Raw genomic sequence first — 16,723 nt, 5'->3', positions numbered from 1 at the left:
ATTGTGCCACGCAGCGGCTGGCGTACCGGATGCCACGCGGACGGCGCAGCCTGGCGTCGGGGCAGTTGCGCCGCGTGTTAGCCGACAAAAACTGTCCGCGATGCCGACCGCCAACGGGCCGCACAACTTTTCAGGACAGAGCGGGTCCAAGTTCGTCGGCGATGCATTCGAAACGCGAGCGCTGGAGTTTTTGCAGCGCCAGCGTCTGCGGGTCGTCGCGCGCAACGTGTCGTGCCGTGGCGGCGAGATCGATCTGGTCATGCGCGAACGCGACGGCTCGCTCGTGTTCGTCGAAGTGCGGGCGCGGGCGCAGCGGAGTTACGGCGGCGCGGCGGCGAGCGTCGGGTGGCAGAAGAGGCAGCGCATCGTACGCGCCGCGCGACATTATCTGGCGAGCCGTTGCGCACTTTCTCGCGACGAACCCGCCTGCCGTTTCGATGTGATCGCGTTCGAAGCGGGCCACCTCGTCTGGCTGCGCGATGCGTTTCGCGTCGACGAAGTCTGACGCGGCGTGGGGACAAGGCGCGTGAGTGCGATAAACTTGCGCTCGCGTGCAGGCCCCGGCGTTAGCGTCGACAACTCGGGAAGCAGCGCAATTCGCGACGTTTCGCGCGCGGATGCACTGCGTTGGCGACGTAGTTCATCGGGCAGCGCGACTTCGCAACATGACTTCACAACACGGCCGCGCAGTGCGGTCCATTCGCGGTAGAAGATAGAGACTCGATGTCAGTCGAACGCATTCAACAACACTTCCGCGACAGCGCGGCAGTCAAACTCGAAGCCCTTGAAACACTGTCGATGCCGATCGCCGCAGCGATCGACACGATGTTCGCCGCGCTCGCCAACGGCAATCGCATTCTCTCGTGCGGCAACGGCGGCTCCGCTGCCGACGCGCAGCATTTCGCCGCGGAACTGATCGGCCGCTTCGAACGGGAGCGGCCCGGTTTGCCTGCGATCGCTCTGAGCACCGACACCTCCGTGTTGACCGCGATCGCGAACGACTACTCGTTCGAACAGATCTACTCCAAACAGGTTTGGGCGCTCGGTCAACCGGGCGACGTGCTGCTTGCCATCAGCACGTCCGGCAATTCGGCCAACGTGCTCGCCGCGATCGAGGCCGCGCACGAACGCGAAATGATCGTGATCGCGCTGACCGGCAAGGGCGGCGGACGCGCGCACGAAGTTTTGAGCGACACCGACATTCACGTCTGCGTGCCGTCCGACCGGACAGCGCGCATTCAGGAAGTACATTTGCTGACCATCCACTGTCTGTGCGACGGCATCGATGCCATGTTGCTGGGCGAAGACTGAGACTGATTCCGAAGGAGAGCTAGTTGATGAGCGTATTCCGCGTCAAGAAGACACTGGTGAGAACCGTGCTGGTGGTTGGGTTCGCGGCGGGGCTGTCCGCGACGTTGCAGGGTTGCTTTCTCGCCGTTGCCGGCGCGGCGGGCGGCGGCGCGCTGGTCGCGACCGACCGGCGCACGCTCGGCGCGCAGACCGAGGACCGCGAAATGCAGGTGAAGGCGCTCTCGCAGATCAGCCAGAATCTGCCTGACTCCGCGCACGTGAACGTGACCGTATTCAACCGTCGCGTGCTGCTGACCGGTGAAGTGGCGGGCGACGCGTCCAAGCAGCGTGCCGAGAGCATCGTGCGCGGACTGAACAACGTCAACACGATCGTCAATGAACTCGCGATCATGCCGGCCAGTTCCTTCTCTTCGCGGACCAACGACACTTATCTCGAGACGCGCGTGAAGACCGCGCTGATCGCCGAGAAGGACATTTCGGCGAACAACTTCAAGGTCGTGGCCGAGCGCGGTTCCGTGTACCTGATGGGCCTCGTCACGATGGACGAGGGTAATCGCGGCGCGGACGTCGCGAGCCGCGTGCCCGGCGTGACGCAGGTCGTGAAGGTGTTCCAGTACATCCAGCCGCAAGAAGCCGCCGCGGCGGCCGCTGCGGCTGCAACGGCGCCGGTGCCGGCGTCGCAGCCGGACGCCAGTGCGCCGACCGTCGGTGCGATCCCGGACTCGTCGGTGAGCGCACGTCCGCTCGATCAGCAATCGCCGGCGCCCGTCACCAATTCGAACTCGGTGCATCCGGGTAACCCGAAGGCCGCGCAATGAGGGTTCACGATGCGCTGCGTCGGCTGATGTTTACCGCGGCTTTGGCGACCGGTGTGATGACGATGGGTTTTGCGCCTGTCGCGCATGCTGCCGACGCGCAGCGTGGTCAGGCGATTGCCAACGCCAATGCCTGCATGGGTTGTCACGCCGTGGACCGAAAGCTGGTTGGGCCGTCTTTCCAGCAGATTGCCGCGAAGTACAAAGGCGACCCGCAGGCGCCGGCAAAACTGGCGCGGAAGGTAAAGGACGGCGGCTCCGGCGTATGGGGCATGATTCCGATGCCGGCGCATCAGTCGATGAGTGACGCGGACATCCGGACGGTGGTGGATTGGGTGCTGGCGGGGGCTCCGTCGCCTTCTGCTGCTAAGTGATTGGGGTTTGTTGGGTGGGTTTTGGGCTTGAGGAAAGCCGAAAACCTTGTGCTAGAATAATTTGCACGTTGGGGGGGTAGCTCAGCTGGGAGAGCGTCGCGTTCGCAATGCGAAGGTCGGGAGTTCGATCCTCCTCCTCTCCACCAAGAAAACTCTTTAAAACCGGCCACTTAGGCCGGTTTTTCTTTTTGCGCCACCGTTCATCGTTGTCTGGTTCGACACCCCGCAGGGTGACATTAGGGTGACAAGACAGTTGCCTGTCTGTCCGGGCGGAGGATCGCATATGCTGTCAGGTGAGGTCAACTCATCCAGCGGAACGTAGTCTTTGTTATGCCGTACCCCTCATCCTTCGGCCCCCCGTCGCTCACGGACATTTTGATGCGGGTTGAGCGGTCTTTCTGGTGACCGCCGTCCGTCTACCGCATATCTCCGCATTTACATTGACTTGACCCCGTCCGTCAGCACTTTAGCGGAGAGAGTCATGCCTAATTCGAATTTGGCGCGTGCCCGAAAAAGCGGGATGTCCGAGACGAAGCTACTGGGACTTCTGTCGCCAGCAGCGTTGACGTGTTGGCCTGCGGTAGCGAAGCAACTGACCAATTCAGGTGTGCTGGGTTCCGTAGACGGGCGGCTGGTGGCTGCCTATTGCGAGGCTTTTGCGCGATGGTCCGCGATGGGGGACGACCTCGCGAAGATGCTAATCGATTTAGGGGTGACATCCCGCAATGAGATCAAATACCAAAGCGCAACCGATCTGGGCCCGCCACCAGAAGCGGCGACCAGCCCGGACGTGACTCCAACGTACAGGCGGCGCGGTCCACATGCTCTCATGCGCCGAATGGAAGTCCAGCGCGAAACTGGACTATCTCGATCAACAATATATAAGCGGGTGAAAGACGGGACGTTTCCTGCCCCCGTGAAGTTGGGCGAACGCTCGGTGGCATGGCGCGTTGCCGATATAGAGGCCTTTTTGGAAAGCCCGGCAAGCTATATCCATGCGACAAAACAAACATGAGGGTTGTTGCAGCCGCCCGGAAGGCCGGGTCGAGACCGTGCCAGTGCTCGACATCGCTTTTACCCGTGGTTTACGGCACGTTCGGCGGGCATAATACGCCGGTTCTTGTCGCTAACAGCCAGCCATAACCGAAATGACCGATCTCCAAACGCTTCTCGAAACCTTCCGCCACGCCGCCGTTACAGAGCGGGAGAAGGGGACCTACTTTGAAGAGTTGATCGTCTGCTACCTACGGAACGAAGCCACTTACCGCGACCTGTACAGCGACGTGTGGACTTATGCGGAATGGGCGAACTTGCAAGGGTTGGACAAGCGAGATGCGGGTATTGATCTGGTGGCGAGGACTGCTGGAACAGGCGAGTACCATGCGATCCAGTGCAAGATGTATGCGTCGGATTACCGCGTGCAGAAAGGCGACATCGACAGCTTCTTCACTGCATCGGGCAAGAAGCCATTTACACAGCGGGTTATCGTTGCGACGACCAACGCCCCTTGGAGCGAACACGCCGAACACGCACTGTTTGACCAACAGCCGCCCGTATCGAAGATCGACTTGTTTGCTCTGGAAAGCAGTCAAATTGATTGGAGTAAATACCAGCCGAAGACTGCGCCGGTTATTAAGGCGAAGAAGTCACTGCGTGACCACCAAACCAACGCTCTGAACGGCGTCATTGCTGGATTGGCTGATGCCGACCGGGGCAAGCTGATAATGGCCTGTGGAACCGGGAAGACATTCACCAGCCTGAAAATCGCCGAGCAGGTAGCTGGTGCTGGCAAGCGGGTCCTGTTTCTCGTTCCGAGCTTGTCCCTGCTTTCGCAGACGCTGACTGAGTGGACACAGGAATCCGAGACGCCGCTGCATAGCTTCGCGGTGTGTTCCGACAGCGATGTGGGTAAGAAACGCAAAAAGGAAGAGGATTCCGTCCAAACCTTCGTCCATGAACTGCGCTATCCGGCCACAACGAACCCCGCCAGACTTGCTTCGGAAATGCTGAGGCGGCACGACAACGACCATATGAGCGTCGTGTTCAGCACCTATCACTCAATTGATGTCATCAGTCGGGCGCAGAAGGAACATGGGCTGGCCGACTTCGATCTGATCGTATGCGACGAAGCCCACCGCACAACCGGCGCGACGTTCGACAGCGACGATGAAAGCACGTTTGTCCGGGTGCATGACGCCGGATACATCAGTGCCGCCAAACGCCTGTACATGACCGCGACCCCGCGCATCTACGCGGACACAGCTAAGGCAACCGCCGAGCGAGACAACGTCGCGCTCTGTTCGATGGACGACAAGGCCTTATACGGTGACGAACTGTTCGTCATTACCTTCTCCGAAGCGGTCAAGCGCGAGTTGTTGGTCGATTACAAGGTGATTGTGCTGGCGGTCGAGGAAGCGCACGTGAGCCGTCGTTTGCAAGACTTGTTAAAGGATGAGAACAACCAGTTGAAGGTTGACGATGCTGCGAGAATTGTCGGCTGCTGGAAGGCAATGTCGAAGCAAGGCTTGGCGGAAGAGTTGGTCGGAGACGACGACCCAATGAAACGGGCCGTGGCGTTCTGCCAAGTTATCGAAATCTCGAAGGGTGCCAAGTCCCACAAGGTCAGTTCAAAGCAGATTTCCGGGATGTTCCAAGAGGTCGTTGAGGCCTATCAGAACGCCGAAGCGACCGAAGAATTTGAACAGGCGGTTCGCCTGACTTGCGAAGCTGAACACGTTGACGGTGGTATGAATGCCAGTCAGAAGGAAGCAAAGCTGGCTTGGCTGAAGGCCGATGCACCTGAAAATACGTGTCGGATTCTCAGCAATGTGCGCTGCCTGTCTGAAGGAGTCGATGTTCCTTCGCTCGATGCCGTGTTGTTCCTCACGCCGCGTAACTCACAGGTGGATGTGGTTCAGTCGGTCGGACGCGTGATGCGCAATGCGCCCGGCAAGAAACGCGGCTACGTAATCTTGCCGGTGGTCATCCCTGCTGGCGTGGAGCCGCACGAAGCGCTGAACGACAACCAGACGTACAAGGTCGTGTGGCAGGTGCTTCAAGCTTTGCGTTCGCACGATGACAAGTTCGATGCAATGGTGAACAAGCTTGATCTCGTCGGTCGCGATACCAGCAAGATGGAAGTTATCGCTATCACCGACAAGGTCCAGAAGAAGCAAAAAAGCCCCAAGGATGCGAAGAAAAAGAACGCCGGAAAAGGCAGCTTCGACATTGGTGACGTTGCCAAGAAGAAGACCGAGCCTAGTCAGCAGGGCGAACTTGAATTCGAGATTGGCGAAATCGAGAAGGCTATCTATGCCAAGCTTGTGCAGAAGGTCGGCAACCGACACCATTGGGAAGATTGGGCCAACGACATAGCCAAGATCGCCCGTACCCACATCGACCGCATCGCAGGCATCGTCGAGAACCCTCAAAACGTGAAGGAACGCGAGGCATTTAACGCATTTGCTCACGAACTGCGCGATGACCTGAACGGCAGTATCACAGACGGTGAAATCATCGAGATGCTTGCGCAGCATCTGATTACGAAGCCGGTCTTCGACGCCCTGTTCGAAGACTACAGCTTCGCCAAGCACAACCCAATGTCGCTTGCTATGCAAGGTGTGCTCGATGTGTTGCAGGAACACCGGCTGGATAAAGAAGCCGACACGCTGGAACGTTTCTACGAGAGCGTGAAGATGCGGGCTGAAGGCATCGACAATGCATCCGGGAAGCAGAAAATCGTTGTCGAGCTGTACGACAAATTTTTCCGCAATGCCTTCCCAAAGATGACGGAGCGACTAGGCATTGTTTACACGCCGGTCGAAGTCGTGGATTTCGTCATCCACAGCGTTGCGCACGTGCTGCAGACCGAGTTCGGGCTAAGCTTGGGTAGCACGGGCGTCCATATCATTGATCCCTTCGTCGGTACCGGGACGTTCGTGACTCGCCTGCTGCAAAGCGGCCTCATCAAAGCCGAAGAACTACCGAACAAGTACAAGCACGAAATTCATGCCAACGAGATCGTGCTGCTGGCGTACTACATTGCATGCATCAACATCGAAGCCGTGTACCACGGGATAGTCGGCGGCACGTACCAGCCTTTCGAGGGAATTTGTCTAACAGACACCTTTCAGATGTATGAAAAGGAAGATATGGTGGACGCTCTGCTTGTAGAGAACAGCGCCCGTCGTAAGCGCCAGAAGAAGCTGGACATCCGCGTTGTCATTGGCAACCCGCCGTACTCGGTAGGAGCAAAGACAGATGGCGATGGAACCGAAAACATCGAATACCCCGACTTGGACAACCGCATACGCGTTACATACGGTGATCGCTCGAAGGCCGCACTCACGAAAGGTCTATATGACAGCTATATCCGAGCTATCAGATGGGCCAGTGACCGCCTTGGCACTAACGGTGTGATTGGCTTTGTCACCAATGCAAGCTTCCTAGATACAGGTACCTTCTCCGGCCTACGTGAATGTTTATGCGAGGAGTTTTCGAGCATCTACGTGTTCCATTTACGTGGAAATCAACGTACTTCCGGGGAAATGTCGCGAAAAGAAGGTGGCAAGATCTTTGGAAGCGGGAGTCGCGCCCCAATTGCGATATCCATTCTAGTAAAGAATCCAAGCGCTGGAGTTCATGGTCAACTTTACTTTCATGATATTGGTGACTACCTCAGTCGTGAGGAGAAACTGAGTAAGCTCAGCATGTTTGCCAGTATCAAAGGCGTTTCTGAATCAGGTGGCTGGAACACAATTACTCCCGATCACCATGGCGATTGGCTGGGTCAACGTGATGATGGTTTCAACGATTACATCGTATTGGGTGACAAGAAAGGAGAGACATTAAAGCTCTTCGACAACTTCTCATTGGGAGTGGCAACAAATCGAGACGCATGGTGTTATAACGCATCCAAGGCCGGAGTAACGGCTAATATGTCTCGGATGCTCGACTTTTACAACCGCGAGGTTGAACGTTTCGACCGCATCTATCTTTCCTTGGACAAGCGAACGAGGGAAGCGGCGGTTGACCGTTTTGTTGACACCGATCCTGCAAAAATCAGTTGGTCGGTTAATCTTAAGCAGGAGCTTGTCAGAGGGCAGCGATTGTCGTTTGCTAATGCCGACCTTGTCCAGAGCATGTACCGACCCTTTTGCAAGCAGTGGATGTATTTCAACCGGCGCTTAAACGAGCGGGTTCTTCAGATACCGAGAATTTTTCCAGATGAGAAGGCGGAGAATCTTGCTATCTGCATAAACGCAGTTGGTTCGCAGAAGGATTTTTCTGCGCTTATGACCCGGTATTTGCCAGACCTGCATTTATTGCAAACCGGCCAGTGCTTTCCCCTCTATTTGTATGAAGTCGCGGGAAAGGAAGACGCTGCAGTCGAGTCGCAGGTGGCACTGTTTGGTGAGGGTTCTGCAGGAGGAACCCAAGCCAGACGGCGAGAGGCATTGACCGATGCAGGTCTTGCACATTTTTTGAAAGCGTATCCCGGGGATCGGTTTGAGAAAGAAGATGTCTTCTATTACGTATACGGGATACTGCATTCGGTGGATTACCGTGAACGATATTCTGACAATCTTAAAAAACAATTGCCACGTATTCCATGCGCGAAGACCGCCCCTGACTTCTGGGCGTTTTCCAAGGCTGGCCGCGACTTGGCCCACCTGCACGTCAACTATGAGACGGTCGAGAAGTACCCATTGCAGATCGAAGGCGGTGGGCTACTTCTGACGGACGCCGACTACCGGGTCGAGAAGATGCGCTACGGGAAGGGCAAGGACCGTACCGCCTTAATCTACAACGATAAGATCACGGCGAAAGGTATCCCGCTAGAAGCCTACGAATATGTAGTCAACGGTAAACCAGCACTGGATTGGGTCGTCGAGCGTCAATGTGTGAAAACGGACAAAGATAGCGGCATCGTCAACGACGCCAACGATTGGGCCGTCGAGACGATGAACAATCCTCGCTATCCTTTGGAACTGTTCCAGCGGGTCGTGACGGTCAGTCTCGAAACCATGAAGATCGTGAAGTCGCTGCCGCGTCTCGATGTTCAATTACCGGGACCGACTGTAGGCGAGTTGATGGCAAAGGACGCGCCGGACGCGCTGACTGCGTGATTGGTCTCGGGGATAGCCGGATGGGATTGGGAGAGGACGCGGCAGTTCGTGCGACGGTGACCATCTAATTTCTCAGGCGGAAGATCGCAAACGGCATCCGAAATAAACAGTAGTTACCTCGTTAAAGTCACATCAAGTCTATGAAGATAGAGCCGCGGTTTCGTATTGAGTTCAATGCGAAAGCAACCGGAATGCGACCGGTTGACAATGAATATATTTCACTCGCGATTAATCGGTTGCTATCGTCACGGGGAGATGGCGAAGCTACATCGTTTAAAATTGTCTTTTCAAAGGATTGTGGTCAAGACTTGATGCGCCATGCGAGTGGCCCGCTCAAGGGATTGAAGACAACATCAATCGTGCGCGATGGGAAGATAGTAGGAACGGCGGGGCTTGAAAAAAATGACCAAATAGAGGAAAACGCTTATTTATTCTTGAGTATTGCACTATTCTTGAGCGTTTCTAAGAGTATAGGCGATGTGGCTAGATCGATAGCGGTGTTGCACAAAGTTAAGCTGCGAGAGAAGCAGGCCAAATTCGAAAGGATAGGTTATATAATAAAAAATACTTTCGACATAATGCCCGAATTGCTTGTTGATGGCGAACTGAGGGCGGCCTACTTAAATCAAATGATTGCATGCAACAATGATTGCTACGAATTATTTGTTTTCTTTCGAGAGGAATTTGAAGAGCGATGCCGAGAGGTTCGGGGTGAGTTAATGAGCGGAAGACTTTTATATTGGCAGAGAGGCCAAATAATCAGGGGATTGCTCACTGACAACGTGTTTGGTGCGTTCGAGCGCTTTGCCGTCGGCAAGCTATGCGAAGTCTTTATTACAAGAAATTTTACATCGACCTATTTGAACTCGGCGAGGAATGAAATCGATGATATGCGCAACTCCCTGATGTCGATTTTCGATGACACGATAGGCCGTGCGGAGGAGATTTTTAGGGAACGCTGGAAATATGAGTGCGGTGCCGAAGACAGATTGCTTGAAGAGTACGTGCTAAAAATTGATGACATAGTGAAAGAAACGAAGGACAGTCTGTCTTCAAAGGTCGATACATTTGATCTCCTCAAGAAAAAATTAACACATGACGAGATTGAGGTTACCGTAAAGGATGGGAGCCTTTTGCAAGAATAATTGTTTCGGCGGCTGCTTATCGAACCGTTCCGGTCGTCAGTCATTCCAGTGCGCCGACCGCTGACGACTATGCGGCACCATTGCAGACATCGGTTCCAACGGTGGCAAAGCATGAATTGTGCCGCTGTCGGGGTTTCTAATACTGCTGTAAGCGGGTGCCAAGACCGGCGGCGATCAGGTCATGCTTCGCATCTATTGAGGATACCCACCAAAGCGATCTAGACGTAGAGACGTTTGTCGATCATTGGAATAGTGTGCGAGAAACAAAAGGATTTATTTACGCTATCGACAAGAGAAATTACCTGATCTTCTATTTCGTAAAAATCGTTCCTTGGTTGATGTTCCAAGGCGATGCCGAATTTCTTCAATTGTTCAATTATCTTCGATTGATGCGGCTTAAAACGGAACGATCCTTCGGCGGCGTATTGCGCTTGTGCATTCGATTCGCATATGCATGCGCCCAAAGCAAGCACAAGGTTTCGATATTCCAGTGATATTTTTATGCTTCCATCGCGTGACTGTGGAAAAATCAGGTTGTACCACAAAAATGTGTCCACAGCACTTGGGTCAATTCGGCGACGTTTGTGTATCTCATTTGAAACATAGCTTTGAAAGACGGAATAATGTGAGATGTGGTTTGTAATCGCAGAATTGCTAACACTACTGACGTAACTCATTAATGCGACTATTATGCCGCCAGTCGTGGCAACCGCTACCAAGAAATCGGAGGTCGCCTTTGCCACAGCTAGTGCGTTTGGCACAGACTCTAGCCAATATTTCAAGCAGCCATCTGTCAAGCAAAAATGCAAAGAGAAAAGTTGAAGTTTATAGGACGTCCAAAGCAACGAAGCGAGGGAGAAACCATATCCGATCAACGCCGTGGCGACAAGACCAGACAGGAGCCACCAAATCCATCTCCACCCAGATTTATTCATAAGTCGATCTTAGGTATTTCAATTTTTTTCGAAGAATTCCTGCAATAGAGGGGAAGGACCGTTGTAAAACGTTAAGTCGCTCATGAGCGAGATAGAATCGCTTCCAGTACCAATACGTATCTTTCTTTGCTGCAAAGTCTCCAGCGAGTCTCTCGACGATTTTTGTGGTCCGTTCAATGTCCTTTTTCGATGGCAATGGCAAAATCTTCTTCATACGACCTACTAAATTCGCATGTTGTTTATGCCCCACCCGGCTAAGTTTATTGACTCGTCCCATGCAGCGATTAAAGTCGTGTCTGTATGGATGCGACGTCCGATAGCTGCATTCTTGCGCCAAGGTTTCGATATTTTTAACGGCAGACCGTATGCGCCGAACCTCGTCGCTTGGGAGTCTGGGTTCTGAAAAGGCGACGCGTAGCCCGTGAACCATCAAAGGCGCCGTTGAAATGTATTGAACCCGCGTTTTTGATGAGTTAATGGGAAGCTCCTTTTTCAGCAGCATTCCCTCAATGATCTGACTGGCATAGTCAAAGTTATAGTCCGAAATTTTTGAGGAAATTGTTATGTCATCCACCAATCTTGTGTAGATAAGATTTTTTCGAGTAAGGCGCTCAGCGACATCTCCCTCAATATCGTATAGGCAAAGACTTGCGATGTAACTTGAAGTTAACGCTCCCTGGACAACATGAGATCGATAACAGCAAAGTTCTGCCAGAATTTTTGATATGTCGGATGGATATTTGAAGAAATTTTCGAAAATGTCTTCCACATAGCGCTGATGGATATTTTCGAAGAAGTTTTTTATGTCAATGTTAAGAATGCTCTTCGACCCGCAATGTTTCCGGGCGCAAGCGACATAGTCTTTTTCTACGATTTCGTTATCCGGACCGATGCTGTTAGGAATTGAGCCAAAGACATAACTCGGCCATCGAACTGCATTGCCGTTACTAAAAATTCTCTTGTTGATTCGGCGTTGGATTCGGCGCAGTCTAAAGTCCGGATTGAATATCACGCGCTTCGTGCCGTCTTTTTTGGGCGTGTCCTTCTGTTCGTACTTCTCGCTGTCTGGAAGATTCAGTGCGACATCGAGTTCTGATCTTGTGATGTCAAGCGCGTCGCATAGGTTGTCTATGCTAGAAATCGATCCCGTTGCTACTTTGACAGGTGAGTCAAGCGACCAAGTTGCCATTTGTAAGTATAGGTCCGACCAGCCCATACAATAGGGCGCAGTGAAGAATGTTGCTTTCATCGAGTTATCGCTGGTAACAGCCATTCTTCACATGACCGGACCTACCATCCAACTCTCCTCGGGGTCGCCGGGGAGACGGAGAGTGTGAGCCTCCGCACTAGCTTGACGCGAAGCATCAAACGCCCGTTTCCGGGCAACAGTCCAGCGATTGCTATTCTCGATTGCAGCAAATAAGCGAGACGCTTACGTTTGCTTAGATTATCGGAAGTTCCTTCCAGTCGCAATAGGTCAGACGTTAACCGGTAAAACTGTCGAGTAAGGGGTGAAATCCCAACTTTCAGAATTCGGCGTTGACTGTCGATGGGTTCGCAGTGGGTAGCTACAGCACCCACTCAACCATTGCACTTGACATCGGTGGATGATGCTGCGACGGTCAGCAGACGACCCAATTCATTTAATTGTTCGCCTGTTGGGGACCGTTGCCATTGGTACTGTAGGTGACTGTTTCAAGCGGCAGCGACACACTGTTGCAGCGGTAGGACCACCAATAACGCCACTGTGGCAACTAACGGTCACACTACCATTGACCAGCGGTACGCGGTTCCGATGGTAATCGCCCGTACCGGTCCGGGCGACCAACAGTACCGCACCAATGTTGCAATGGTAGGCAAGCCGCCCGCATCACTGTTGCACCGTCCGGTTCCACTGCTGGCGGCGGGCTTAATGGTGCCGCAGACCAGTAAGTGCGGGTTTCCCGGCCACACGGACCATTGGCACACTGTCGATGATGGTAGCGACGGTGCGTCCAATAGACTGTGGACCACCGTGTAGCACTGTAAAGATGGTGCGTCCACGGACTGTCGCGCACGTGGCACTGTACCAATGGTAATAACACTGTACGGCGGTACAGTTGCACAGTCCGGCTGCACTGGTATTATTCGGCCCGAATGGTGCGACAGACGGTGACTATTGGTTAACGCACTGGCGCACACCGGTGACTGTTGCACTGTGAACCACTGTGCGGCACTGTATCAATGGCAGTGATAATACCGCTGGACCGGACTGTTACCTGTTGCCGCCGAACCATTGGATGATGGAATGGTGGTAGCACTGGTAACCCTGCTGCTGACCGTCGCATCCGCGACTGTTGGCAATGGACATTTCCGCACCACCAGTGGCAGCGACACCATTAGTGACGGCGACACCAGTAAATTCACATGTTGGCGCGACACCACATTATCAAGCGTTCGTCAACCAGAATGATCGACAAAACCAGTGCATTAATGTATAATGTTATTTCTTATTTGGTAGTGATAGCATTCGCAATCCGAGTGCTTTTCTGAGCGGTATCTCCGCACCGCTTGACCGTTCTGGTCAAGCGTCTATATGAACTCCCTTTGCTGTACAGAAGTTTCTCTTGGGGCGATGCGCTATGGGCGCATGGTTTGCATCTTCGCATCATTATGCGGAAGGATCGATCAGTGCGCACCGCATGCGCGTGCTGTATTGGTAAGCCTAATCTTGCCCGTATCGGAAATCTCAAAATCTTCGTTTGTATAAATATTAGGTAGAACAGTAAAACCGGGCGGGAAACAGACCGAACCGATGAAGCGGAAGAACAGTCCAGCGTTAGTCCAGTCAGGACGCGCAAACCAATCAAATCCGGGAAACCTATCTCTCCCGGTGACACTCGAAGAACGAACGGTGGCCCTTACATGACGAAGTTTCAGAAATTGAGCAGCATTCTGAGACGGGGGCATGGGATTTCCACCAACATGCAGTCGAGTCTAAAGCGAAAGATCGAATGATCGATTAGCCACCCGCTTAGGCGGTGAGCAGAAAAACATGGAGACAGTGAAAACCTGTCGGCTGGCAGACACCAGTTTCAACCCCATCCCCTAGGAAGGAACTGGCATGTCTATAGAATACAGGTTATATGCCGGGCGGTCCCCCTCGTCACGCATTCGCTACCTTCAAAGCGTAAAGTGGGGAAGACACGATTGTTAATAATCTGTTTCTAAATCAGTCACCACAAACCACTGATACGAGCGCAGCGAGTGCGCGAAGCGCCAGACTAGTTACCAATGAGGTCCAATCGGGACCAATGAAGTCCCTACGGGACCGCTTCGCGAACACCAGTTCTTCGGCGATGAAATCCAACCAGTTCGGTTAGACGGCGCGAAGCGACGGATACCTGCGAAGCCGCTACATGAAGTCCGACTAAACCAATTGATAATGATGTAGCGCGTACCGCGCCGCTTCGCGAACACAAGTCCTTAAATTCACTGGTTTAGGTGAGGAAGTAGATCAGCACCAGACATCGACTGATCTTCGCTGGTTGGACATCATGTAGCACCTGCGGTGCCGCTTCGCGACGACGAGTCCTTGAACTAACTGGTTCAGATGAGAAGTCAATCAGCACCGGACATCGACTGGCCTTCGCCGATTGGACTTCATGTAGCACCTGCGGTGCCGCTTCGCGACCACAGGTTGCTGAACTCACTGATTCCAGCCAGACAAACAAAAAGCCCCACTAGTCATTTCGGCTAGTGGGGCTTTTTGTCTTTCAGCCTTCACTTGCTCCGTCGTTCCGCTTCGCGTCACTTCATCGCAAGACTGTCGGCGTCCGCTTCGCGAACACCGCCGCCCGCACAGGTCCGTTTCGCGTCAGTTTATGCATCACTGATGCTCGATGTCACACCAGTCTTGGGCTGGTTCTCCGGTAGATGACGGGCATCTTCACCACCAGTAATCTACCGATTCATCTCAGACCGAGAAATCAAGGCGTCCACAGCACCGGCCAATCCTTTGATTTCTCTTTCAGTTGTGCTGAGTCGCTTGAGAAGCTGTAGATTTTCGCCGCCAAAGAATTTGCTCCCAGCCAAGATTACGCGTTCTGCATCCAAGAGTTTCCCCGGAATCTCATCCACCCACCGCGCATGGTTGCGCAATGTATATTCCGACCGAATTGATGCGACATCGAGCGCTTGTAAGGTGCGTATGCCTTGTTGCAGATCGTCAATTAGTAGCGCCCGCAGATCGGTTTGCCAGATTTCCAGCCCAACAATTTCACCAACTTTTTCCTGCCGATAATACGGACCGGGTTGTCCTTTCGGTAATGCGCCCGTCTCACGCGCAATCGCCACTTCCTTATCAGTCATTGGTACGGATTCGAAGACATTCGGTTCTTGCCTTCTCGCCATCCTGCCGATTACGGAATTCGCTTCTGATGGCAAGGTGGAACTGCAATCCACCATGCGCTTTCCAAGCCACTTGGCACCGCACTGTCGGTCCAACAGATCAGTGAGTTGTTCGTTGAAAGTGTCCGCATTCGCAAGCGCCGCAACAATCGCATCTCTGTGTCCCTGAATGCGATCAGCTAACTGCGCTCGATTGATGATTTCTTGAAAGGCCAGTCCCATCTTCTTCGCACCGCAGTCGCAGCCGATAAGTGTTTCTTCGCCCGACTCCATCGCGACCACAAAGCCGTTCATGTGCGATGTTCGACAATTTGACAGGCCGCATTGCTCCTGTGCGTCTTTGGGAAACCGGTAGACCCCGATGGCTTCCTTGGGAATCGCTGACGTTGCGGCGATCTCGTCCCGAAAGGCAGGACGCGTTCTAATTTCTTCGATGTTTTCGAATCTGATTAACCGCTTGTCAACCGTGTATTGCATACTTACCCCTGTATGGATAGACAGCCTGTGTAAGCATACACCTTTTCTGATGGTTCCCGGACGGTGTACTTCAAGCGAACTGGTGCCTGAGTGGTTGAATCTGGTTCGTTATATTTCTTTACATAACCCTAATCGAACTGGTATATTGCGAACTATCCAAACCAGACCGGCAGGTGATCGATGTACATCCGCGCATACCTTCGTGCATCAACCAAAGAACAAGACGCCAGTCGGGCAAAGACTGACTTGGTTGGTTTTGCGAAGGAGCGGGGTCTTCGAATCGCGTCGTTCTACATCGAACATGAATCGGGCGCATCGCTTCAACGACCTGAACTTTTTCGGCTGCTGTCGGATTGCCATGAAGGCGACGTGCTGCTGGTCGAACAGGTTGACCGATTGTCGCGATTGAATGCCGAAGACTGGAACCGACTGAAGCACGAACTGCAATCACGCCGTGTCCGGGTGGTCGCACTGGACCTTCCCACTTCATGGATGATGACCAGCCAGACCGACGACATCACAGGGCGCATGCTGGATGCGCTCAACAGCATGATGCTCGATATGCTGGCCGCTATCGCACGTAAGGACTACGACGACCGTCGTCGCCGACAAGCCCAAGGGATCGCGAAGTTGAAAGAGGCCGGTGGCTACAGAGGCAGAAAGCCCGATGACCAACGCAACGCGGCAATTATGAATTTGCTTCGACGGGGCGATTCGTGGAATTCCATCATCGCAGCAACCGGTTGTTCGCGTTCTACGCTGTCACGACTCAGTCAGCAGATCAAACAGGAACAGGCGGAAACGTCATTGAGTGCAATCGGCCCGGATGGTGTGCCGTGCGCGTTGATTGATTGGGCAGACCCTCGCAAGTCACATTAGTCTTCACAGACCAGCTTCGGCCATCAGTGCCGACATCGAAATGCCGAGCGCATCGGCGATCCGTTTCAATGTAAGCAGGGCTGCGGCGTTGTCGCCTCGCTCGACCCGACCGACGTAGGCCCTGTCAACCTCAGCGCGAAGCGCAAGGCTTTCTTGCGAAAGCCCTTTCGTTTCACGAAGACGGCGAACAGCCTGTCCAAGCGCGACAAGGGTGGGATTTTGACGTTGAGATGATAGATTCGGCACCCCCGAATCATTGCGGTATCATCA

12 protein-coding genes and 1 tRNA gene are annotated in these 16,723 nt (G+C 53.6%); 9 read left to right on the top strand and 4 right to left on the bottom strand.

Annotated elements, in window-relative coordinates; genetic code table 11:
• Position 1: 1 nt before the first annotated feature.
• From P3T18_RS09735 to P3T18_RS09700, 8 genes are all read left to right on the top strand, one after another.
• Positions 2–505, top strand: a complete 504-nt coding sequence (locus P3T18_RS09735) for a YraN family protein (RefSeq protein ID WP_429300079.1) — start codon at positions 2–4, stop codon at positions 503–505.
• Positions 506–723: 218 nt separating this feature from the next.
• Positions 724–1,311 (top strand): phosphoheptose isomerase, encoded by a 588-nt coding sequence (locus P3T18_RS09730; RefSeq protein WP_429299701.1) that lies wholly within the window; start codon positions 724–726, stop codon positions 1,309–1,311.
• A 26-nt stretch (positions 1,312–1,337) separates the two neighbouring features.
• Positions 1,338–2,129: a BON domain-containing protein gene (locus P3T18_RS09725; RefSeq protein WP_429299700.1), complete on the top strand. Its 792-nt coding sequence runs from the start codon at positions 1,338–1,340 to the stop codon at positions 2,127–2,129.
• 26 nt (positions 2,130–2,155) lie between these two features.
• The gene (locus P3T18_RS09720; protein ID WP_429300078.1) at positions 2,156–2,500 is read left to right on the top strand and encodes a c-type cytochrome; all 345 of its coding nucleotides are present in this window, start codon (positions 2,156–2,158) and stop codon (positions 2,498–2,500) included.
• 70 nt (positions 2,501–2,570) lie between these two features.
• A tRNA-Ala gene (locus P3T18_RS09715) sits at positions 2,571–2,646 on the top strand.
• Positions 2,647–2,981: 335 nt separating this feature from the next.
• The gene (locus tag P3T18_RS09710; protein ID WP_429299699.1) at positions 2,982–3,515 is read left to right on the top strand and encodes an AlpA family phage regulatory protein; all 534 of its coding nucleotides are present in this window, start codon (positions 2,982–2,984) and stop codon (positions 3,513–3,515) included.
• A gap of 133 nt (positions 3,516–3,648) precedes the next feature.
• Positions 3,649–8,628: a DEAD/DEAH box helicase gene (locus P3T18_RS09705; protein WP_429299698.1), complete on the top strand. Its 4,980-nt coding sequence runs from the start codon at positions 3,649–3,651 to the stop codon at positions 8,626–8,628.
• 191 nt (positions 8,629–8,819) lie between these two features.
• On the top strand, positions 8,820–9,773 hold the full coding sequence (locus tag P3T18_RS09700; protein ID WP_429299697.1) for a hypothetical protein: 954 nt from the start codon (positions 8,820–8,822) through the stop codon (positions 9,771–9,773).
• 218 nt (positions 9,774–9,991) lie between these two features.
• On the opposite strand, the gene P3T18_RS09695 is transcribed toward P3T18_RS09700, so the two are convergent.
• From P3T18_RS09695 to P3T18_RS09685, 3 genes are all read right to left on the bottom strand, one after another.
• The gene (locus tag P3T18_RS09695; protein ID WP_429299696.1) at positions 9,992–10,708 is read right to left on the bottom strand and encodes a retron Ec48 family effector membrane protein; all 717 of its coding nucleotides are present in this window, start codon (positions 10,706–10,708) and stop codon (positions 9,992–9,994) included.
• Complete coding sequence (locus P3T18_RS09690) at positions 10,701–11,957, bottom strand: reverse transcriptase family protein (RefSeq protein WP_429299695.1); 1,257 nt, start codon at positions 11,955–11,957, stop codon at positions 10,701–10,703. Before P3T18_RS09690 ends, P3T18_RS09695 begins: the two co-directional genes overlap by 8 nt.
• Positions 11,958–14,650: 2,693 nt before the next feature.
• The gene (locus P3T18_RS09685; RefSeq protein ID WP_429299694.1) at positions 14,651–15,574 is read right to left on the bottom strand and encodes a hypothetical protein; all 924 of its coding nucleotides are present in this window, start codon (positions 15,572–15,574) and stop codon (positions 14,651–14,653) included.
• A 180-nt stretch (positions 15,575–15,754) separates the two neighbouring features.
• Here P3T18_RS09685 and P3T18_RS09680 point away from each other — a divergent pair, with 180 nt between their 5' ends.
• The gene (locus tag P3T18_RS09680; RefSeq protein ID WP_429299693.1) at positions 15,755–16,453 is read left to right on the top strand and encodes a recombinase family protein; all 699 of its coding nucleotides are present in this window, start codon (positions 15,755–15,757) and stop codon (positions 16,451–16,453) included.
• Between the two features lie 3 nt (positions 16,454–16,456).
• Here the strand turns inward: P3T18_RS09680 and P3T18_RS09675 are convergent, their stop codons facing one another.
• Complete coding sequence (locus P3T18_RS09675; RefSeq protein ID WP_429299692.1) at positions 16,457–16,699, bottom strand: helix-turn-helix domain-containing protein; 243 nt, start codon at positions 16,697–16,699, stop codon at positions 16,457–16,459.
• Positions 16,700–16,723: the final 24 nt, after the last annotated feature.

Origin of the sequence: Paraburkholderia sp. GAS199 (assembly GCF_050436585.1) — a bacterium.
Lineage (GTDB): Bacteria > Pseudomonadota > Gammaproteobacteria > Burkholderiales > Burkholderiaceae > Paraburkholderia.
This window is presented reverse-complemented; position numbering and strand designations above follow the sequence as displayed.